Here is a 20,219-nt window from a genome sequence, read left to right on the forward strand (position 1 = left end):
TTACCTTGTTAAAGGGTTACTTGAACTGTTGAGCCAAATAGTTACTGGTGCCGTTCATTTTCGACATCATGGTATCCAGCTGAACGAACTGTTGTTTATAACGATCGATGGTGTTCTGAATGCTGGCGGTGACCGTGGTGATCTGGCTGTTCAGGCGATCGAGGTTGGTGTTGATGCTTTTGGTCGAGTTCTCGATGATGCCGCCGGATTTGATGTAGCTTTGGATCTGGTTGTGGATCTCGGTGGCCATGCCGGTGTCTTTGCCGTTGCCGACGAAGAAGTTGCTGACCTGATCCGGCTTCTCATCCATCGCTTTCTTCAGCTTGGCGCTGTCGATTTCCAACTTGCCGGTTTTGGTGTTGGTGGAAATGCCGAGGTTGCCCAGGCCTTTCAACTCCGGGTTGTCCTGGGCTGCACTCAGGGCGCTTTTGATCGACGACTGAACGCCGCGCAGGGTGTTGTCGCCCAGCAGCGGACCGTTGCTGGGGTTTGGCGCTTCGCCGGTTTTCACCGGGGTGAACTTGGACAACGCGTTGAAGGTATCCAGCAATGAGTTATAGCTGTCGACCCACTCTTTGATTTTGTCGGTGGTGCCGGCGGTGTTGGTGCTGATCACCAGGTGCTGCGGTTCATCGGTTTTGGTTTTGGTTTTCAAATCGATGGTGACGCCCTGCAGGGCATCGCTGATCGAGTTGGTGCTGCGTTTGATGGCCGTGCCGTTCACCATCAGCTCCGCATCCTGCGGCGCGACCGTCTGCTTCATGGCGGTGGAGGTGCCACGCGTGGCGTTGTAGTTCAGGATATCGCCCAGCTTATCGTCGTTATCGACCTGGAGGGAAATCTTGTTGTTTTCGCCGGTGGTGGAGGAACTGACCGCCAATTGATAATCGTTGTCGCCGACGCGCATGATGCTGGCGGTGACGCCGGCTTTGGCGCCGTTGATGGCGTCGCGCAGCTCAACCAGCGAAGTTTGATCGTCGCTGAGCGGGATTTTGGTTTCTTTCGGCGGGTTGCCGGCGGTGATGGTCAGCGAGCGGTCGGTGGCGCCTTCGGTACCTAATTTAGCGCCTTGGTCGCTGACTTTCGCCTGAGTGGTCAAAGTTTGCGCCTGCGCCAGGTTCTTGACTTCTACCACGTAGTTGCCCGGCACCGCCTTGGCGTTGGTGGTGATTTTAAAGGCGTCGTGTTCGGTGGCGGTAGTCGCCTTGAAGAAATCCTCCTTCGCCATCTCTTTGCTGAGGTTGTCGAATTTTTCCAGCGCGCCTTTCAACGTGCCGTAACCGGTCAACTGGGCGTTATAGCTGGATTGCTTGGTGGTGTAAGGGGTCAGACGCTGTTGTTCCGCTTTGGTCAGCTTATCCAGCAAGCCGTTGAGGTCGAGTCCTGAGCCGAGACCTAATGAACTGATCGTTGCCATGAGTAATTCTCCTTGATGATGACTTTATTCGCTTTACGCGTTATCGGCCCAGTGATGAAAAAGTTTACCGATAAAAGCAAAAAACCGATGGCGCAATAGAGGAGGGAAAAACCGCGTTATTTCTGCCATTGCCGCAGACGCAAAAAATTTTAAAAAATTGCTAAAGGTTGTTAGGGGAGGGCCGATACCTGAGGGGACGGTGGTTGACGCCGTGGGCAAATAAGCCCGAACCTTTTAACCGTGTTGCGAAGAACGCAACTGACTCGTAAGGAAAGCAAACAATGGCACAAGTAATCAACACTAACAGCCTGTCGCTGATGGCGCAGAACAACCTGAACAAATCTCAGTCTTCTCTGGGCACTGCGATTGAGCGTCTGTCTTCCGGTCTGCGTATCAACAGCGCGAAAGACGATGCTGCGGGTCAGGCGATCTCCAACCGTTTCACCGCGAACATCAAAGGCCTGACTCAGGCTTCTCGCAACGCCAACGACGGTATCTCTCTGGCGCAGACCACTGAAGGCGCACTGAACGAAGTTAACGACAACCTGCAGAACATCCGTCGTCTGACCGTACAGGCGCAGAACGGTTCCAACTCCACCAGCGACCTGAACTCTATCCAGGACGAAATCACTCAGCGCCTGAAAGAGATCAACCGTATCTCCGAACAAACTGACTTCAACGGCGTGAAAGTGCTGAGCAGCGATCAGAAACTGACCATTCAGGTTGGCGCTAACGACGGTGAAACCATCGATATCGACCTGAAAAAAATCGACGCTAAGCAACTGGGCCTGGAAAAATTTGATGTAACTGCAAAACCAGTAGCTATCGCTGACGGCGCTACAATCAATAACGGTACTAAAGACATCACTTACGATTCTAAAACATCGGGTCTGAAAGATGGCGAAGCTTTAGTAACTGCCAAAGATAAAGACGGCAAGGAAGCTTTCTATGTCCAAACCACCGCTTCAGATGGTGCTAAAACTTATAAAGCCGCAACCATCGCTGATGATGGTAAAGTGACTGCTGGTGCAGATGCCGATCTGAAACAAACGCCACTGGACACTCTGGACAAAGCGCTGGCACAGGTTGACGGCCTGCGTTCTTCTCTGGGTGCGGTACAGAACCGTTTCGATTCTGTTATCAACAACCTGAACAGCACCGTGAACAACCTGTCCGCTTCTCAGTCCCGTATCCAGGATGCTGACTACGCGACCGAAGTGTCCAACATGAGCCGTGCCAACATCCTGCAACAGGCTGGCACCTCTGTTCTGGCACAGGCTAACCAGTCTACTCAGAACGTTCTGTCCCTGCTGCGTTAATCGTCTCTCCCGATTAACTGTCGCAAAGAAACCCCGCTTAGGCGGGGTTTTTTTATGCTCGCGCACCGCGCGGTTATTACATGGCGCAAATAAAGCCTGTTTTGTGCGACTGTTCAGCCGATTGGCATTTCGCCCCCTACGCATAATAGCGCTGACTCTCTTATCCGCAGGTTTAAGACATAGTGAGCGATCTGTATACCGCCGAAGGCGTGATGGACAAAAATTCTCTCTGGCTGCGCTACGTGCCGTTAGTGCGCCACGAGGCGTTGCGCCTGCAGGTCAGGCTGCCCGCCAGCGTGGAGCTTGACGACCTGCTGCAGGCCGGGGGAATCGGGCTATTGAACGCCGTTGAGCGTTATGACGCCCTACAGGGAACCGCCTTTACCACCTATGCGGTGCAGCGCATTCGCGGCGCGATGCTCGATGAGCTGCGCAGCCGCGACTGGGTGCCGCGCAGCGTGCGGCGCCATGCGCGCGAGGTCGCGCAGGTGATGCGGCAACTGGAACAGCGTTACGGCCGCCCGGCGAGCGAGACGGAAGTGGCGCAGACGCTGAATATCTCGCTGGATGAGTACCGTCAAATTCTGTTGGACACCAATAACAGCCAGCTTTTCTCCTACGACGAATGGCGCGAGGAGCATGGCGAGAACGCGGAACCGATGCTGGAAGGGCATGAAGAGGCCAACCCGCTGCATCACCTGTTGGAAGGCAGCCTGCGCCAGCGGGTGATTGACGCCATCGAGGCGTTGCCGGAGCGCGAAAAAATGGTGCTGACGCTGTATTACCAGGAAGAGTTGAATCTCAAAGAGATCGGCGCCGTGCTGGACGTCGGGGAGTCCCGCGTCAGCCAACTGCACAGTCAGGCGATCAAACGGCTGCGTGCGCGGCTGGCGAACGATACCTGACGGCGACCCGCCGCCCCTCAACTCGATGACTCATGCGACAATCGGACTGCCCTTTATGCCAGGAATACTGTTGAAGAAACGGCCGCTTAGCCGTTACCTGAAAGACTACAAGCACAGCCAGACCCATTGCTCCCAGTGCGGCAAACTGTTGGACCGCATGGCGCTGGTGTTTCGCGGCAAGATTATCAATAAAGAAGCCATCGCGCGCATGGATCAGCCGATCGACGATGCGGTCTGGCAAAACGTGCAGCACGAGCTGACCGCGCTGTGCCGCTTTTGCAGCGAGATCTCCTGCAACAGCCACCCGAGCTATTTCGACATCATGGCGTTCAAGCAGTATCTGTTCGAACAGACCGAGATGAGCCACAGCACTATCCGTGAGTATGTAGTGCGGCTGCGCCGGCTGGACGAAATGCTGGTGGCGCGCAACTATCCGGCGGATAAATTCGCCAGCAGCGCCAGCCATCAGCGCATCATCGACGATCTGCCTACCGCGGCGCACAATAACTACCGCATTGCGCTGCGCAAATACGATCAGTATCTCGCCTGGCAGCGCAGCTACTGAGACTTTTCCCCGGCCGTTGGGCCGGGGCCTGCTGTTTCCCCCGTGATAAAGGATGATTATTCAGTTCACATCTGCTAAATCTATCGGTTATCAGATGTTGATATTCGATTCCCTGGGGGGAAGTAGTGAACCTGCAACAACAACTGGCGCAATTTCCGCGTCTGGATCTGGTTGGCACCGCCACACCGCTCGAAAAGCTGTCCCGTCTCTCCGATTACCTCGGCCGCGAAATCTACCTTAAACGTGACGATGTCACTCCTATGGCCATGGGCGGCAACAAGCTGAGAAAGCTCGAGTTTCTGGCCGCCGATGCGCTGAGGCAAGGCGCCGATACGCTGGTCACCGCCGGCGCCATTCAATCCAACCACGTGCGCCAGACGGCGGCGGTGGCGGCGAAGCTGGGCCTGCACTGCGTCGCGCTGCTGGAAAACCCTATCGACACCCGCGCGGAAAACTACCTGACCAACGGCAACCGCCTGTTGCTCGGCCTGTTCAACGCCGAGGTGGTGATGTGCGAAGCGCTGCACGATCCGCAGCAACAGCTGGCGGAACTGGCGACGCGCCTTGAGGCGCAGGGGTTCCGGCCTTACGTGGTGCCGGTGGGTGGTTCCAATGCCCTGGGCGCGCTGGGATACGTGCAGTGCGCATTGGAAATTGCCGAACAGAGCCAACGCAGCAACGTGGCGTTCAGTTCTGTGGTGGTGGCGTCCGGCAGCGCCGGCACTCACGCCGGGCTGGCGGTAGGATTGCAGCAGCTGTTGCCGGAAACCGAGTTGATCGGCGTGACGGTCTCGCGCACCGTGATCGATCAACTGCCGAAGGTGGAGCAGATCCAGAAAGCCCTGGCTTGTTCGCTGAATATCGACGAGCTGGCGCCGATCGCGCTGTGGGACGATTATTTCGCGCCGCAGTACGGCATGCCGAACGAAGAGGGCATGGCGGCCGTGCAGCTGCTGGCGCAGCAAGAGGGCGTGTTGCTGGATCCGGTATACACCGGCAAAGCGATGGCCGGTTTGATCGACGGCATCGCCCAGCGGCGCTTCCGCGATGAGGGCCCTATTCTGTTCGTTCACACCGGTGGTGCGCCGGCGCTGTTCGCCTACCATCCGCAGGTGTAAAAACCGCTTGTTATTCCATTTTGAACTATATTTATAAAGTTATATTCCTTTATGCGGGCGGTCGCACTGTTAAAGTGCTGATATCAAAAAAGATAAATAACACACAGGGGTGTTTATGATGTTTGCGAAAGTTCGTCGTCAATGGTTGTTGGGCGTGGTGGGTATTGCGTTGGCCGCCGGTGTGACGACTCAAACCTACGCCGCTGATAACCTGCTGCAGCAGGTGAAACAGCGCGGCACGCTGATCGTCGGGCTGGAAGGCACCTATCCGCCGTTCAGCTTCCAGGGTGAAGACGGCAAGTTGACCGGTTTTGAAGTGGATTTCGCCAACGCGCTGGCGGAACATCTGGGCGTGAAAGCCAAGCTGAACCCGACCAAGTGGGACGGCATGCTGGCGTCGTTGGACTCGAAACGTATCGACGTGGTTATCAACCAGGTGACGCTCTCCGATGAGCGCAAGAAGAAATATGACTTCTCCACTCCGTATACCGTTTCCGGTATTCAGGCGCTGGTGAAAAAGGGCAACGAAGGCACCATCACCAAGCCGGAGGACCTGAAGGGCAAGAAGGTCGGCGTTGGCCTGGGCACCAACTATGAGCAATGGCTGCGCGAGAACGTGCAGGGCGTAGACGTGCGCACCTACGACGACGATCCGACCAAGTATCAGGATCTGCGCGTTGGCCGCATCAACGCCATTCTGGTGGATCGCCTGGCGGCGCTGGATCTGGTGAAGAAAACCGGCGATACGCTGGCGGTAGCCGGCCCGGCGTTCTCTCGCCAGGAATCCGGCGTGGCGCTGCGCAAGAACAACCCAGAGCTGCTGGCCGCGATTGACCAGGCGATCGCCGAGATGCAAAAAGACGGCACGCTGGCGAAGATCTCCGAGAAATGGTTTGGCGCGGACGTAACTAAATAATGCACGAAAGTATTCAACTGGCGCTGGATTCAGCGCCATTTTTATTGAAGGGCGCAATACTGACGCTTCAGCTCAGCCTGGGCGGTATGGCGTTGGGGTTGCTGCTCGGTTTTCTGCTGGCGCTGATGCGTCTTTCACCGCTTTGGCCGCTGTCGTGGCTGTCGCGTATCTACGTGTCGCTGTTCCGCGGTACGCCGTTGATCGCCCAACTGTTTATGATCTATTACGGTCTGCCGCAGTTCGGCATCGAGTTCGATCCTTTCCCGGCGGCGCTGATTGGCCTGTCGCTCAATACCGCCGCCTACACCTCGGAAACGCTGCGTGCGGCGATTTCGTCGATCGACAAAGGGCAGTGGGAAGCCGCCGCCAGCATCGGTATGACCCGTTGGCAAACCCTGCGTCGGGTGATCTTGCCGCAGGCGGCGCGCACCGCCTTGCCGCCGCTGGGCAACAGCTTTATCGGCCTGGTGAAAGACACCTCGCTGGCCGCCACCATACAGGTGCCGGAACTGTTCCGCCAGGCGCAGCTGATCACCTCGCGCACGCTGGAAGTGTTCACCATGTACCTGGCGGCATCGCTGATTTATTGGGTGATGGCAACCCTGCTTTCCGCGCTGCAAAACCGTCTGGAAGCCCACGTTAATCGCCAGGATCAGGAGTAGCGCATGAGTGCCATTGAAGTTAAGCAATTGACCAAGCAGTTCAAGGGTCAGACGGTGCTGCATGGGATCGATCTGGCGGTGGACGCCGGCGAAGTGGTGGCGATCATCGGGCCGAGCGGTTCGGGGAAAACCACCTTGTTGCGCTGCATCAACCTGCTGGAGGAGCCGGATTCCGGCACCATTCGCGTCGGCGATATCCTGATCGACGGCAGCAAGCCGCTGAGCAAACAGAAAAATCAGGTGCGGGCGCTGCGTCAGCAGGTCGGTTTCGTGTTCCAGAACTTCAACCTGTTCCCGCACCGTTCGGTGCTGGAAAACATCATCGAAGGGCCGGTTATCGTTAAAGGCGAGGCGAAAGCCAGCGCGGAACAGCGCGCCCGCGCGTTGCTGGCCAAGGTGGGCCTGAGCGGCAAAGAGCAGGCTTATCCGCGGCGTCTGTCCGGCGGGCAGCAGCAGCGGGTGGCTATCGCGCGCGCGCTGGCGATGCAGCCGGAGGTGATTTTGTTCGATGAGCCGACGTCGGCGCTCGATCCCGAGCTGGTGGGGGAAGTGCTCAATACCATGCGCTCACTGGCGGAAGAGAAACGCACTATGGTGATCGTCACGCATGAGATGAGCTTCGCCCGCGACGTGGCCGACCGGGTTATCTTTATGGATCACGGCCGCATCGTCGAACAGGGCCCGGCCAAAGCGCTGTTCGCCAACCCGCAGCATCAGCGCACCCAGCAATTCCTCGACAAGTTCCGGAATCAATAAGGCGTCGGGGGCGTTTCCCCCGACCGCATTCACTCCGCTTTCAACCATTCGTTTCGCGCGGCGGCGAGAAATCCGCTGCGGCTGCCGTATCCCGGATATTGCCGAACCCGAGAGTCAATGCGTCTCGTAGCGCTCTGACGCGGCTTTCAAACAGAATAATCCGTCTATGTTGTTATCGTCCAAGAGCGACGCCCCACCCTGTAAGGATAATAAGGCGCTAACGGCTGATCGGCCTGCGGACAATAAAAAACCCTGCACGAGTGCAGGGTTTGCGTAGCGGTGAGCCAATCAGGCGGCCATGCATGGCCGCCTTGGCGATGCGTTAACCGATGGTCATCAGGCTGGCGTTACCGCCGGCGGCGGCGGTGTTGACGCTCAGCGAACGTTCGATCAGCAGGCGTTCCAACAGGATGTTGGTTTCACCGTGGGCGAAGCCCTGCACCGAAACGATGGCGCCGCCGCGCTGCGCGATCTGCTCGCACAGGGTGCGCAGCTGGTCGGCATCGCCGTGGTAGATGGCGGCGTCGAACTCGACCTTATCCTGCTGCCAGTCTTTGCTGAAGGCGATGCGCGCCTGCACATCGTTCGGCAAGCGGCGGAACAGATTGCGCTGCAGTTCCGCTTCCGGCCACAGCACGCAGCTGCCAACCGCCAGCACGGCGGCCAGCTGGGTCAGCGCGTCGGTTTCGTTATCCGCCAGGCACAGCACGCGTTCACGCGGCAACAGGGCATAGGTATTGCGCTCGCCGGTTGGGCCCGGCAGCGGGCGTACGGTGCCGCCCTGGCCCAGTTCCGCATAGCGCTGCGCCAATGCCGCCAGTTCGCCGTGTTGGCTGGTGACCGCCCATTTCTCCAGCGATTGCAGCGCACCCAGCAGCTGCGGCCGTGCGGTGGCTTCCATCGGGCGCTCTTCGTCCTGACGGTGCAGCGTACGTTGCAGCGCGTCGTCCGGGCGGTTGGCCAGCAGACGGTACAGGTACAGCGGACCGCCGGCTTTCGGGCCGGTGCCTGACAGGCCTTCGCCGCCGAACGGCTGCACGCCGACCACTGCGCCGACCATGTTGCGGTTGACGTACAGGTTGCCGACCTTGGCACGTTCGGTCACCCGGGCGATGGTTTCATCGATACGGGTGTGAATGCCCAGCGTCAGGCCATAACCGGCGGCGTTGATCTGATCGACCAGCGCGTCCAGATTGTTGCGCTGGAAGCGCACCACGTGCAACACCGGGCCGAAGATCTCTTTCTGCAGCTCGTCGAAGCTGTCGAGCTCGATCAGCGTCGGCTTGATGAAGGTGCCGCGCGCCCACTCTTTCTCATCCTGCGCGCTGCCTTTGGCGGCCTGGTACACCTTGCGGCCTTTGGCACGCATCGCTTGGATGTGGCGTTCGATGCCGGTTTTGGCTTCGGCGTCGATCACCGGGCCCACGTCGGTCGACAGGCGCTCCGGATTGCCCATGCGGCATTCGGCCATCGCGCCGCGCAGCATTTGCAGCGTGTGCTCGGCCACGTCTTCCTGAATGCACAGGATTCGCAGCGCGGAGCAGCGTTGGCCGGCGCTGTCGAAGGCGGAGGCCACTACGTCAGTCACCACCTGTTCGGTCAGGGCGGAGGAGTCGACGATCATGGCGTTCAGGCCGCCGGTTTCGGCGATCAGCGGCGTCGGACGGCCTTGAGGATCCAGACGGCCGGCGATGCTGCGCTGCAGAATGCCGGCGACGTCGGTGGAGCCGGTAAACATCACGCCGCGGACGCGGGCGTCGTTAACCAGCGTCGAGCCGACGGTTTCACCCTGGCCCGGCAGCAGCTGCAGCACGCCTTGCGGAATGCCGGCTTCCAGCAGGATACGCACCGCCTGCGCGGCCACCAGCGGCGTTTGCTCGGCCGGTTTGGCCAGCACGCTGTTGCCCGCCGCCAGCGCGGCGGCGATTTGGCCGGTGAAGATCGCCAGCGGGAAGTTCCACGGGCTGATGCAGACCACCGGGCCCAGCGGGCGGTGGCTGTCGTTGGCGAAGTCGTCGCGCACCTGGCCGGCGTAGTAGTGCAGGAAGTCGACCGCTTCACGTACTTCGGCGATGGCGTTGTTGAAGGTTTTACCCGCTTCGCGCACCAGAATGCCCAGCAGGCTTTGCAGCTGGCTCTCCATCAGCTCGGCGGCGCGTTCGAGGATCGCGGCGCGCTCCGTCGGCGGCGTAGCGAACCAGATTGGGCCGGCGGCCGCGGCGGCGTCGAGCGCACGGCTGACTTCGCCTTCGGTGGCTTCACGCACGTAGCCGACCACATCGCCTGGCTCTGCCGGGTTGATCACCGGCTGCTCGACGCCCTGATCCAACTCGGCATCGATGATAGGTTCCGCGCGCCATGGATGGCTAGCGCTGGTGAGCAGGGCGCTGGACAGCGAAGCCAAACGCTGTTCGTTGGACAGATCCAGGCCGCTGGAGTTAGTGCGTTTCTCGCCATACAGCTCGCGCGGCAGCGGAATGCGCGGATGCGGCAGACCAATCTGGCCTTCGCTGGCCGCCAGCGCTTCCACGGCGCTGACCGGATCGGCCACCAGCTCGTCGAGCGGCAGGGTGGCGTCGGCGATGCGGTTGACGAACGAGGTGTTGGCGCCGTTTTCCAGCAGGCGGCGCACCAGGTAAGCCAGCAGCGTTTCATGGGTGCCGACCGGTGCATAGATGCGGCAAGGGCGGTTCAGTTTGCCGTCGGCCACTTTGCCCACTACCTGTTCGTACAACGGTTCACCCATGCCGTGCAGGCATTGGAACTCATACTGGCCAGGGTAGTAGTTATTGCCGGCCAGGTGATAAATGGCGCTCAGCGTATGGGCGTTGTGGGTCGCGAACTGCGGATAAATCAGGTTCGGCACCGACAGCAGCTTGCGGGCGCAGGCCAGGTAGGATACGTCGGTGTACACCTTGCGGGTGTAAACCGGATAACCTTCCAGGCCGTCCATTTGGGCGCGTTTGATTTCGCTGTCCCAGTAAGCGCCTTTCACCAGACGGATCATCAGGCGACGGCGGCTGCGTTGCGCCATGTCGATCACCGCGTCGATGGCGAACGGGCAACGTTTTTGGTAGGCCTGGATCACGAAACCGATGCCGTTCCAGCCGGCCAACTGCGGCTCGAAGCACAGCTTCTCCAGCAGATCGAGCGAGATTTCCAGTCGGTCGGCCTCTTCGGCGTCGATGTTGATGCCGATATCATACTGGCGTGCCTGCAGGGTCAGCGACAGCAGGCGCGGGTAAAGCTCTTCCATCACGCGTTCGTACTGCGCGCGGCTGTAGCGCGGGTGCAGGGCGGACAATTTGATGGAGATGCCGGGGCCTTCATAGATGCCGCGGCCGTTGGAGGCTTTGCCGATGGCGTGGATCGCCTGCTGGTAGGAAACCAGGTAGGCCTGGGCGTCAGCTTCGGTCAGGGCGGCTTCGCCCAGCATGTCGTAGGAGTAGCGGAAACCTTTTTCTTCCAGCTTGCGCGCGTTGGCCAGCGCCTCGGCGATGGTTTCGCCGGTCACGAACTGTTCGCCCATCAGGCGCATCGCCATGTCCACGCCTTTGCGGATCAGCGGCTCGCCGCTCTTGCCGATAATGCGGTTCAGCGAGCGGGACAGATTGGCTTCGTTATGGGTCGACACCAGCTTGCCGGTGAACAGCAGGCCCCAGGTGGCGGCGTTGACGAACAGCGACGGGCTGCGCCCGAGGTGCGAATGCCAGTTGCCGTTGCTGATCTTGTCGCGGATCAGGGCATCGCGGGTCGGTTTGTCCGGAATGCGCAGCAGCGCTTCCGCCAGGCACATCAGCGCTACGCCTTCCTGCGAGGAGAGGGAGAACTCTTGCAGCAGGCCTTGCACCATGCCGGCGCGGCCGTTTGCACTTTTTTGGTTACGCAACTTCTCGGCGATGCCGTAGGCCATTTTGTGAGTAGCCTGAGCAAGATCGGCAGGTAATCGCGCCTGTTCGAGCAACATCGGCACCGCTTCGGTCTCCGGGCGACGATAGGCGGCGGTGATGGCGGCGCGGGTCACCGATTGCGGCAGAATTTGTTCGGCGAAATCGAGGAATGGCTGGTGTGACTCTTCCTGCGCTTGCGGCATAATGTCGTCCGCTTCAGGCTGGCCCACAGCGGCCAGCGCTGGAATTTCAGGAATATCGGTACCGCTCTCGAGACGCTCGAGGTAATTAAAGATGGCCTGCTTGATGAGCCAGTGCGGCGTGCGATCGATGCGCTGCGCGGCGCTCTTGATCCGGTCGCGTGTTGCCTCGTCGAGTTTCACGCCCATTGTGGTAGTGCCCATGCCTATCCAACTCCTGTGTTTAGAACCTATCCCATCAGGCTAGACAAACAGCAGGCTGGAAAGCCTGTTGGGATAGGTTCGTGTGATGTGTGGTGTCAAGAATGCAGACAATATCCTGCATGTTGCAACTTTGTGCAACCTTGTTAAATCAGGCGGATGAACGAAGTGTGAGTTTCATCGATTTTTTAACACAGGCAGTTGGCACGAATGTTGCGTTATTGAGCGAACGCGGCGGGGTTTATTACGCCGCAGGCGCTTTACCTTGCGGTATATGAGGGTAATAGCAGGGTGCAACTCATTTTGTTTGTCGTGAGTGCAACCTTTGAGCCCGGTAAATGTGACGCAGGGTAAACTTTGTGTAACTTTGTTGTTAAATATCTTGTTGGTTGATGAAAGGCTCATCTAGGATAACCGACGGTCAACAATTACGGGCAGAAACTATTTTACCTGCACTTGCTCGCAGGCTGCGCCACGTTCCGGCGCGGCGGCCAGTGAAATGCATTGCGCGTGGGTTTACCGGCGCCGGCTTGGCCGGAGCGAAACGCGAATAATAATGAAAGTGGAGAATTAAATGACAATGAGCACACCTATGCTGGTGACCTTCCTGGTGTACATTTTCGGGATGGTGCTGATCGGCCTGCTTGCCTACCGGGCAACCAACAACTTTGATGACTATATTCTCGGCGGTCGCAGTTTGGGCAGCGTGGTGACCGCGCTGTCCGCCGGCGCTTCCGACATGAGCGGCTGGTTGCTGATGGGCCTGCCGGGCGCCATCTTCCTCTCCGGCATCTCCGAAAGCTGGATCGCCATCGGCCTGACCATTGGCGCTTACCTGAACTGGAAGCTGGTGGCAGGAAGGCTGCGCGTACATACCGAAGCCAACAACAACGCCCTGACGCTGCCGGACTATTTCACCAGCCGCTTTGAAGACAACAGCAAGTTGCTGCGGGTGATCTCGGCCATCGTCATCCTGGTGTTCTTCACCATTTACTGCGCCTCCGGCATCGTGGCCGGCGCGCGCCTGTTCGAAAGCACCTTCGGCATGAGCTACGAAACCGCCCTGTGGGCCGGCGCCGCAGCGACCATCCTCTACACCTTTATCGGCGGTTTCCTGGCGGTGAGCTGGACCGACACCGTGCAGGCCAGCCTGATGATTTTCGCGCTGATCCTGACGCCGGTGATCGTGATCTTCGCCGTCGGCGGCATCGATACCTCGATGCTGGTGATCCAGGCGCAGAACCCGGCCAACCTCGACATGCTGAAGGGGCTGAACTTCGTCGCCATCCTGTCGCTGCTGGGGTGGGGCCTGGGCTACTTCGGCCAGCCGCACATCCTCGCGCGTTTCATGGCGGCGGATTCTCACCGCACCATCCGCAGCGCGCGTCGCATCAGCATGACCTGGATGATCCTGTGCCTGGCCGGCACCATCGCCGTCGGTTTCTTCGGCATTGCTTACTTCGCCAACAACCCGGATCAAGCCGGTAACGTGTCGCAGAACGGCGAACGCGTGTTCATCGAACTGGCGATGCTGCTGTTTAACCCATGGGTAGCGGGCGTGCTGCTGTCGGCGATTCTGGCGGCGGTCATGAGTACCCTGAGCTGCCAGCTGCTGGTGTGCTCCAGCGCGATCACCGAAGACCTGTACAAGGCGTTCCTGCGTAAAGGTGCCAGCCAGCGCGAGCTGGTGTGGGTCGGCCGCGTGATGGTGCTGGTGGTGGCGTTGATCGCCATCGCGCTGGCGGCCAACCCGGAGAACCGCGTGCTGGGGCTGGTGAGCTACGCCTGGGCCGGTTTTGGCGCCGCCTTCGGCCCGGTGGTGCTGATTTCGGTGATGTGGTCGCGCATGACCCGCAACGGCGCGCTGGCCGGCATGCTGGTCGGTGCAGTGACGGTGATCGTCTGGAAACAATACGAATGGCTGGGCCTGTATGAAATCATCCCGGGCTTCATCCTGGGCTGCCTCGCCATCGTGGTGGTGAGCCTGATGGGCCGCCAGCCTTCCGCCACCATGACCGAGCGTTTCGATCAGGCGGAAGCCGAGTACAAAACGGTGTAACGCCGTTCGATGTCAGTCGGTAAGGGGCGCGCAGAGCGTCCCTTTTTTTTGCCTGTTCGCCACTGTCACTCAGCTGTAACACCTGGCGACATTTGATTAGAAAAAATCACGCTTGCGCCTCTTGTATTTCTTCTTGGCAGAATGATAATCACTCTCGTTGGTTTTTACGTTTCTTTACAGAGTTGCCGCCGCTCATTTCGAGTCAGTTTTCTCTGCCGCTGCGGTCTTTTCAGGGGTGATTATTTATGTTCGTTCCCTTTCTTATCATGTTCCGCGAGGGGCTGGAGGCTGCGCTGATCGTCAGCCTGATCGCCAGCTACCTGAAACGCACGCAGCGCAGCCAATGGCTGGGCGCGGTGTGGATCGGCGTGATTGTCGCCGCGGCGCTGTGTCTGGCGCTCGGCATCTTCATCAATGAAACCACCGGCGAGTTCCCGCAGAAACAGCAGGAGCTGTTCGAGGGCATCGTGGCGGTGGTGGCGGTGCTGATCCTCACCTATATGGTGTTCTGGATGCGTAAGGTGTCCAAGTCGGTCAAGGTGCATCTGGAAGGGGCGATCGATCAGGCGCTCAACGCCGGTAAAGGGCAGGGGTGGGCGCTGGTGGCGATGGTGTTCTTCGCCGTGGCGCGCGAAGGGCTGGAGTCGGTGTTCTTCCTGCTGGCGGCGTTCCAGCAAGACGTGGGCGCCGCAGCGCCGATCGGCGCGGTGCTCGGCCTGGTGGCCGCCATCGTGCTGGGCATGATGATTTATTGGGGTGGGGTGAAGCTGCACCTGGCCAAGTTTTTCAAATGGACCAGCCTGTTCATTCTGTTCGTCGCCGCCGGCCTGGCCGCCGGAGCGATCCGCGCCTTCCACGAAGCCGGCCTGTGGAACCACTTCCAGGCTATCGCCTTCGATTTCAGCAGCACCCTGTCGACCCATTCGCTGTTCGGCACCCTGCTGGAAGGCATCCTCGGGTACCAGGAAGCGCCGACGGTCAGCGAAGTGGCGGTCTACTTCTTGTATCTGATCCCGGCGCTGATTTTCTTTTTCCTGCCGCAGCGCGCGGAGCCGGTAGCGGCCCCGGCGCAACGTAAAATCAATCATTAATGTTTAATAGGGAATCTCGTATGTCTACTCCGTTATTTCGCCGCAAGGCGTTGCACGCAGCATTACTGGCTATCCCGGCGTTTGCGCTGAGCATCGACGCGTTGGCGGCGGACGTGCCGCAGGTCAAGGTTACGGTTAACGACAAGCAGTGCGAACCGATGCAGCTGACGGTGCCGGCAGGCAAAACGCAGTTTGTGGTGCATAACACCAGCCAGAAAAACGTCGAATGGGAAATCCTGAAAGGGGTGATGGTGGTGGAAGAGCGCGAGAACATCGCGCCGGGCTTCACCCAGAAAATGACCGCCACGCTGGAAGCGGGCGAATACGACATGACCTGTGGGCTGCTCAGCAACCCGAAAGGCAAACTGACCGTCACCGCGGCAAGCAATGGCGCCACCGACGGTAAACCGAACGCGCTGGACTTGGTTGGCCCGATCGCCGAATACAAAGTCTACGTCATCAAAGAAGTCGATGGGCTGGTGAAACAGACCAAGCTGTTCACCGACGCGGTGAAGGCCGGCAACGTGGAGCAAGCGCGCAAGCTGTACGCGCCGACCCGCCAGCATTATGAACGCATCGAGCCGATCGCCGAGCTGTTCTCCGATCTGGATGGCAGCATCGACGCCCGTGAAGACGACTACGAGAAGAAATCGGCGGATCCGAACTTCACCGGTTTCCACCGTCTGGAGAAGGCGCTGTTTGCCGACAACTCAACCAAAGACATGGGCGCCTACGCCGATCGCCTGTACCACGACACCGTTGAGCTGCAAAAGCGCGTGAGTGAACTGACCTTCCCGCCGAGCAAAGTGGTGGGCGGCGCAGCCGGGCTGATCGAAGAGGTGGCGGCCAGCAAGATCAGCGGTGAAGAAGACCGCTACAGCCGTACCGACCTGTGGGACTTCCAGGCCAACGTCGACGGCGCACAGAAGATAGTCAACCTGCTGCGTCCTTTGCTGGTCAAGGCCAATAAGCCGCTGCTGGACAAGATCGACGCCAACTTCAAAACCGTGGACACCATCTTGGCGAAGTACCAAACCAAAGACGGCTATGAGTCCTATGAGAAGCTGACCGATGCCGATCGCAATGCGTTGAAAGGGCCGATCACCACGCTGGCGGAAGATCTTTCCCAACTGCGCGGCGTGTTGGGTCTGGACTGAGGCATAAGGTTATGAGCAACAAGGCAGGCCCGAATAACGGGCCTCATCCGCACTCTCAGGGGGCGGCATCGCCTTCGCGGCGCCGTTTGCTGCAAGGGCTGGGGCTGGGCGCACTGGCACTGGGCGGCACCCGTCTGGTGCAGGCGGCGGACAAAGCGGCGGAGCCGTTGGCGACGCCGCAGGATGAGCGCTGGCAGAAGCAGCCGTTTTATGGCCGCCATCAGGCCGGGGTGCTGACGCCGCAACAGGCGGCGATGATGCTGGTGGCGTTCGATGTGCTGGCGACCGACAAAGCGGGGCTGGAGCGCCTGTTCCGGCTACTGACCGATCGCATCGCCTTCCTGACTCTCGGCGGCAAGGCGCCGGAGGTGGACGCCAAACTACCACCGCTCGATTCCGGCATCATGGGGCCGGAGATTTACCCGGACAACCTGACCATCACCGTCTCGGTCGGCGCATCGCTGTTCGACGAACGCTTTGGTCTGCAGGCGCACAAACCGCTGAAATTGCAGAAAATGACCCGCTTCCCCAACGATGCGTTGGACGCCGGGCTTTGCCACGGCGACCTGCTGCTGCAGATCTGCGCCAACACCAACGAAACCGCTCTCCACGCGCTGCGTGATATCATCAAGCACTCGCCGGATCTGCTCAGCGTGCGCTGGAAGCGGGAAGGGTTCATCTCCGCGCACGCGGCGCGCAGCAAAGGCAAAGAGACGCCGATTAACCTGTTGGGGTTCAAAGACGGCACCGCCAACCCGAAGACCGACGACAAATCGCTGATGGATAAAGTGGTCTGGGTCGGCGACAGCGTTGGTGAACCGGCGTGGACGGCCGGCGGCAGCTATCAGGCGGCGCGTATTATTCGTTTCCGCGTCGAGTTTTGGGATCGCACGCCGCTGCAGGAGCAGGAAACCATTTTCGGCCGCGAGAAGCACAGCGGTGCGCCGCTCGGCATGAAGCATGAACATGACGAGCCGAATTACGCGAACGATCCCGATGGTAAGGTGATCCCGATGGATGCGCACATTCGATTGGCTAACCCCCGTACGCCGGAAAGCCAAAGCAACCTGATGCTGCGGCGTGGCTACAGCTATTCGCTGGGGGTATCCAATGCCGGGCAGTTGGAAATGGGGCTGCTGTTTGTCTGCTATCAGGCCGATCTGGAGAAAGGCTTCCTGACGGTGCAAAAAAGGCTGAACGGCGAAGCGTTGGAGGAATACATCAAGCCGATTGGCGGCGGGTATTTCTTCGTGCTGCCGGGCGTGAAAGAGAACGGTGACTATCTGGCCAGCGGCCTGCTCAAGGCCTGAACCCGAAATGACGAGGCGGGATCGCCTGCCTCGTTTTACTTTGTTTTGCCTGCCGTACGGAAGATTGAGCGTCGAAACTCAATTCAACACCTGGCCTATGGATTAAAAAGCACGCACCGCGTGCGCTTTTGTGGTGTGCAAAATTTAATCAGAAAACCAAAGTGTCATTCGCACTGTTTAATTATAATTTATTGATATTTATAGATTATAAATTCTTGTGGAATGATGTGTCGTGCGTGATATAGTGTTTTAGCGATAACTAAAAACAAAAAATATAAATTTTTTTACATTTTAGTAACGCGACAGGATTGAATGTCATTATACTGTAATCATCTGGCGGTAGTTTTCACACGGTGCACAGCTTGAAGCTGTAAATATCACTGCGGGGATCGCTAATGGTAAAGTCCTTGGTTGGGCTGGAAAGAAAAAATAACACATCTCCCCTGATTTCTCGTTGTAACGAGGGTTCTCTCTCCGACTCTCTTTTACCGGCAACTCCGCACTCTTATCGCTACCGAATCTCACCACTTTTTACTCCACGTTTATTGATGCAGTCCGCGTTGTCCCGTGAAAAAACGGCGCTTAAGCGTTGCCGTCAATTCACATTGTCCCTTGGCTCTTATTGGCTCGGAGGAGGCCAAAACCTAATACGTGTGTGAAACATAATCGCACGGCCTGGCCGTTGCGGTAGGTGAAACAAACTGTAAGGTGCCACTATGGGTAGACAGAAAGCAGTGATCAAAGCACGTCGTGAAGCGAAACGCGTTATTCGTCGTGACGCTCGTAGTCATCGCCAGCTGGAAGAAGAGTCTGTGACCTCGCTGGTGCAAATGGGGGGAGTCGAGTCTATCGGCATGGCGCGAGACAAGCGCGATAGCTCACCCATCGAGGCTAGAACCGAAGCTCAGGGTCATTACTTATCAGCCATAGAGAATAAGCAGCTGATCTTCGCCACCGGCGAAGCGGGCTGTGGCAAAACATTTATCAGCGCCGCCAAGGCGGCGGAGGCGCTGATCCATAAAGAGGTGGATCGGATTATCGTTACCCGTCCTGTTTTGCAGGCGGATGAAGACCTCGGCTTCTTGCCGGGGGATATCTCCGAGAAGTTCGCCCCTTATTTCCGCCCGGTGTATGACATTCTGGTACGTCGTTTAGGATCTTCCTTTATGCAGTACTGCCTGCGCCCGGAAATCGGTAAGGTAGAGATTGCGCCGTTCGCTTATATGCGCGGACGCACCTTCGAAAATGCGGTCGTTATCCTGGATGAAGCCCAGAACGTGACCGCCAGCCAGATGAAAATGTTCCTGACCCGCCTGGGGGAAAACGTGACGGTTATCGTTAACGGCGACGTGACCCAGTGCGACCTGCCGCGCGGCGTGAAATCCGGCCTCAGCGATGCCCTGGAACGCTTCGAAGAGGACGAGATGATCGGCGTTATCCGCTTTGAAAAACAGGACTGCGTACGCTCCGCTTTGTGCCAGCGCACGCTCAACGCTTACAGTTAACCTATCCGCTAATGGAAAGGCCGCTTCGGCGGCCTTTTTTATCGCCCCTCATTTATCATTTCGTTTAACCTTTGTGTAAATTATTGTGGTTTTCTGTATAGATTTTCGTTGAGTTAGCGTTAATGATTAATGGGTTCCAGATTGGCGCGCAATTTGCCTGTGCCGCCAAAAGGACATTATCTGGGGTGTGCGCCGCGCGGCGCATAGCGTGTGGGTTCCTTGATGCGATTCAAACATGAAATACATCATTCTGATTTTGCTTATTTTATGCGTCGTCTATGTGCATTACCGCGGACGGGTGCGCTACAACGTGTGGCGACAGCTGTCTGACCATTCTACCTTTACTGCACCGTTGAACGTTTTCATGTATCTGTTTTCCCGTGTGCCGACTACGCCGTACCTGAAGCCGGAGCAGTTCCCTGAGTTGGCGGTACTGCGGGAGAACTGGGAAACCATCCGCGACGAAGGACAGAAGCTGATGGAGATCCAGCAGATCAAGGCGTCCGATCAATTCAACGACGCCGGTTTCAACTCATTCTTCAAAACTGGTTGGAAACGCTTTTATCTTAAATGGTATGAAGACAGCCATCCTTCCGCCATGACCCTGTGCCCGCAGACCACGGAACTGCTGCGCAGCCTGCCTTCGGTCAAGGCGGCGATGTTCGCCGAACTGCCGGACGGCAGCCGGTTGCCGCGCCACCGCGATCCTTACGCCGGTTCGCTGCGTTATCACCTGGGGCTGATTACTCCCAACGATGACCGCTGCTTCATTGAGGTGGACGGCGAACGCTACAGCTGGCGCGACGGTGAAGGCGTGATGTTCGATGAAACCTATCTGCACTATGCGGAAAATCAGAGCGGGCAGAATCGTCTGATCCTGTTCTGCGACATCGAACGGCCGATGCGCTACCGCTGGGCACAGGCGGTGAACCACTGGCTGGGGCGCAATCTGATGAGCGCCGCCACCGCGCCGAACGAAGAGGGCGATCGCACCGGCGGCGTCAACAAGATGTTCAAATACATCTATGCGATACGCCGGGTGGGGAAACGCTTGAAGGCCTGGAACCGCACCGGTTATTACATCATCAAGTGGATTTTGTTCGGGGGGATCGCCGCGGCGATATTCTTCTCGGTATAACGAAGGCAGG

Annotated in this window: 15 protein-coding genes and 1 pseudogene; 13 read left to right on the forward strand and 3 right to left on the reverse strand. The window is 58.5% G+C overall.

What is annotated here, in order from left to right; translation table 11 throughout:
• Positions 1-16: 16 nt before the first annotated feature.
• Positions 17-1,417: a flagellar filament capping protein FliD gene (gene fliD / locus ACJ8J5_RS03320; protein ID WP_127146012.1), complete on the reverse strand. Its 1,401-nt coding sequence runs from the start codon at positions 1,415-1,417 to the stop codon at positions 17-19.
• A gap of 281 nt (positions 1,418-1,698) precedes the next feature.
• On the opposite strand from fliD, the gene ACJ8J5_RS03325 reads away from it, so the two are divergent.
• From ACJ8J5_RS03325 to tcyN, 7 genes are all read left to right on the forward strand, one after another.
• Positions 1,699-2,736 carry a flagellin FliC gene (locus tag ACJ8J5_RS03325; protein ID WP_025303241.1) on the forward strand — a complete coding sequence of 346 codons (1,038 nt, stop codon included), beginning with the start codon at positions 1,699-1,701 and terminating at the stop codon, positions 2,734-2,736.
• Positions 2,737-2,918: 182 nt separating this feature from the next.
• Positions 2,919-3,641 carry an RNA polymerase sigma factor FliA gene (locus ACJ8J5_RS03330; RefSeq protein ID WP_004934752.1) on the forward strand — a complete coding sequence of 241 codons (723 nt, stop codon included), beginning with the start codon at positions 2,919-2,921 and terminating at the stop codon, positions 3,639-3,641.
• A gap of 55 nt (positions 3,642-3,696) precedes the next feature.
• Positions 3,697-4,206: a flagella biosynthesis regulatory protein FliZ gene (gene fliZ, locus ACJ8J5_RS03335; protein ID WP_025303240.1), complete on the forward strand. Its 510-nt coding sequence runs from the start codon at positions 3,697-3,699 to the stop codon at positions 4,204-4,206.
• A gap of 125 nt (positions 4,207-4,331) precedes the next feature.
• Positions 4,332-5,324 carry a D-cysteine desulfhydrase gene (locus ACJ8J5_RS03340; protein ID WP_025303239.1) on the forward strand — a complete coding sequence of 331 codons (993 nt, stop codon included), beginning with the start codon at positions 4,332-4,334 and terminating at the stop codon, positions 5,322-5,324.
• 115 nt (positions 5,325-5,439) lie between these two features.
• Complete coding sequence (tcyJ, locus tag ACJ8J5_RS03345; protein ID WP_025303238.1) at positions 5,440-6,240, forward strand: cystine ABC transporter substrate-binding protein; 801 nt, start codon at positions 5,440-5,442, stop codon at positions 6,238-6,240.
• On the forward strand, positions 6,240-6,902 hold the full coding sequence (gene tcyL / locus ACJ8J5_RS03350) for a cystine ABC transporter permease (RefSeq protein WP_025303237.1): 663 nt from the start codon (positions 6,240-6,242) through the stop codon (positions 6,900-6,902). Before tcyJ ends, tcyL begins: the two co-directional genes overlap by 1 nt.
• Before the next feature lie 3 nt (positions 6,903-6,905).
• Positions 6,906-7,658 (forward strand): L-cystine ABC transporter ATP-binding protein TcyN, encoded by a 753-nt coding sequence (tcyN, locus tag ACJ8J5_RS03355; RefSeq protein WP_089195983.1) that lies wholly within the window; start codon positions 6,906-6,908, stop codon positions 7,656-7,658.
• A 29-nt stretch (positions 7,659-7,687) separates the two neighbouring features.
• Here tcyN and ACJ8J5_RS03360 read toward each other — a convergent pair.
• Both ACJ8J5_RS03360 and putA read right to left on the reverse strand, forming a co-directional pair.
• Positions 7,688-7,780: pseudogene (locus ACJ8J5_RS03360) on the reverse strand (type II toxin-antitoxin system HicB family antitoxin); the annotation flags it as partial.
• A gap of 200 nt (positions 7,781-7,980) precedes the next feature.
• Positions 7,981-11,952, reverse strand: coding sequence for a trifunctional transcriptional regulator/proline dehydrogenase/L-glutamate gamma-semialdehyde dehydrogenase (putA, locus tag ACJ8J5_RS03365; RefSeq protein ID WP_197812481.1), 3,972 nt, complete (start codon positions 11,950-11,952; stop codon positions 7,981-7,983).
• Between the two features lie 571 nt (positions 11,953-12,523).
• On the opposite strand from putA, the gene putP reads away from it, so the two are divergent.
• From putP to lpxO, 6 genes are all read left to right on the forward strand, one after another.
• Positions 12,524-14,008 (forward strand): sodium/proline symporter PutP, encoded by a 1,485-nt coding sequence (gene putP, locus ACJ8J5_RS03370; RefSeq protein ID WP_033634960.1) that lies wholly within the window; start codon positions 12,524-12,526, stop codon positions 14,006-14,008.
• A gap of 245 nt (positions 14,009-14,253) precedes the next feature.
• On the forward strand, positions 14,254-15,099 hold the full coding sequence (efeU, locus tag ACJ8J5_RS03375; protein WP_060433347.1) for an iron uptake transporter permease EfeU: 846 nt from the start codon (positions 14,254-14,256) through the stop codon (positions 15,097-15,099).
• A gap of 20 nt (positions 15,100-15,119) precedes the next feature.
• Positions 15,120-16,256, forward strand: coding sequence for an iron uptake system protein EfeO (efeO, locus tag ACJ8J5_RS03380; RefSeq protein ID WP_197769135.1), 1,137 nt, complete (start codon positions 15,120-15,122; stop codon positions 16,254-16,256).
• 11 nt (positions 16,257-16,267) lie between these two features.
• Complete coding sequence (gene efeB, locus ACJ8J5_RS03385; protein WP_414104414.1) at positions 16,268-17,566, forward strand: iron uptake transporter deferrochelatase/peroxidase subunit; 1,299 nt, start codon at positions 16,268-16,270, stop codon at positions 17,564-17,566.
• A gap of 716 nt (positions 17,567-18,282) precedes the next feature.
• Positions 18,283-19,071: a phosphate starvation-inducible protein PhoH gene (gene phoH, locus ACJ8J5_RS03390; protein ID WP_015378226.1), complete on the forward strand. Its 789-nt coding sequence runs from the start codon at positions 18,283-18,285 to the stop codon at positions 19,069-19,071.
• Between the two features lie 235 nt (positions 19,072-19,306).
• Positions 19,307-20,209 (forward strand): lipid A hydroxylase LpxO, encoded by a 903-nt coding sequence (gene lpxO, locus ACJ8J5_RS03395; RefSeq protein ID WP_025303230.1) that lies wholly within the window; start codon positions 19,307-19,309, stop codon positions 20,207-20,209.
• The last annotated feature ends 10 nt before the right edge of the window (positions 20,210-20,219 follow it).

The sequence above is a fragment of the Serratia sp. CY43202 genome, assembly GCF_052168755.1.
Classification (GTDB): domain Bacteria; phylum Pseudomonadota; class Gammaproteobacteria; order Enterobacterales; family Enterobacteriaceae; genus Serratia; species Serratia bockelmannii.

Excerpts from the sequence above, each read along its gene's own strand:
- putP (WP_033634960.1), top strand. The coding sequence starts at position 12,524 with ATGACAATGAGCACACCTATGCTGGTGACCTTCCTGGTGTACATTTTC.
- efeB (WP_414104414.1), top strand. The coding sequence starts at position 16,268 with ATGAGCAACAAGGCAGGCCCGAATAACGGGCCTCATCCGCACTCTCAG.
- fliD (WP_127146012.1), bottom strand. The coding sequence starts at position 1,417 with ATGGCAACGATCAGTTCATTAGGTCTCGGCTCAGGACTCGACCTCAAC.
- putA (WP_197812481.1), bottom strand. The coding sequence starts at position 11,952 with ATGGGCACTACCACAATGGGCGTGAAACTCGACGAGGCAACACGCGAC.
- fliZ (WP_025303240.1), top strand. The coding sequence starts at position 3,697 with ATGCCAGGAATACTGTTGAAGAAACGGCCGCTTAGCCGTTACCTGAAA.
- phoH (WP_015378226.1), top strand. The coding sequence starts at position 18,283 with ATGGGTAGACAGAAAGCAGTGATCAAAGCACGTCGTGAAGCGAAACGC.
- lpxO (WP_025303230.1), top strand. The coding sequence starts at position 19,307 with ATGAAATACATCATTCTGATTTTGCTTATTTTATGCGTCGTCTATGTG.
- efeU (WP_060433347.1), top strand. The coding sequence starts at position 14,254 with ATGTTCGTTCCCTTTCTTATCATGTTCCGCGAGGGGCTGGAGGCTGCG.
- efeO (WP_197769135.1), top strand. The coding sequence starts at position 15,120 with ATGTCTACTCCGTTATTTCGCCGCAAGGCGTTGCACGCAGCATTACTG.
- tcyN (WP_089195983.1), top strand. The coding sequence starts at position 6,906 with ATGAGTGCCATTGAAGTTAAGCAATTGACCAAGCAGTTCAAGGGTCAG.
- tcyJ (WP_025303238.1), top strand. The coding sequence starts at position 5,440 with ATGATGTTTGCGAAAGTTCGTCGTCAATGGTTGTTGGGCGTGGTGGGT.
- ACJ8J5_RS03325 (WP_025303241.1), top strand. The coding sequence starts at position 1,699 with ATGGCACAAGTAATCAACACTAACAGCCTGTCGCTGATGGCGCAGAAC.
- tcyL (WP_025303237.1), top strand. The coding sequence starts at position 6,240 with ATGCACGAAAGTATTCAACTGGCGCTGGATTCAGCGCCATTTTTATTG.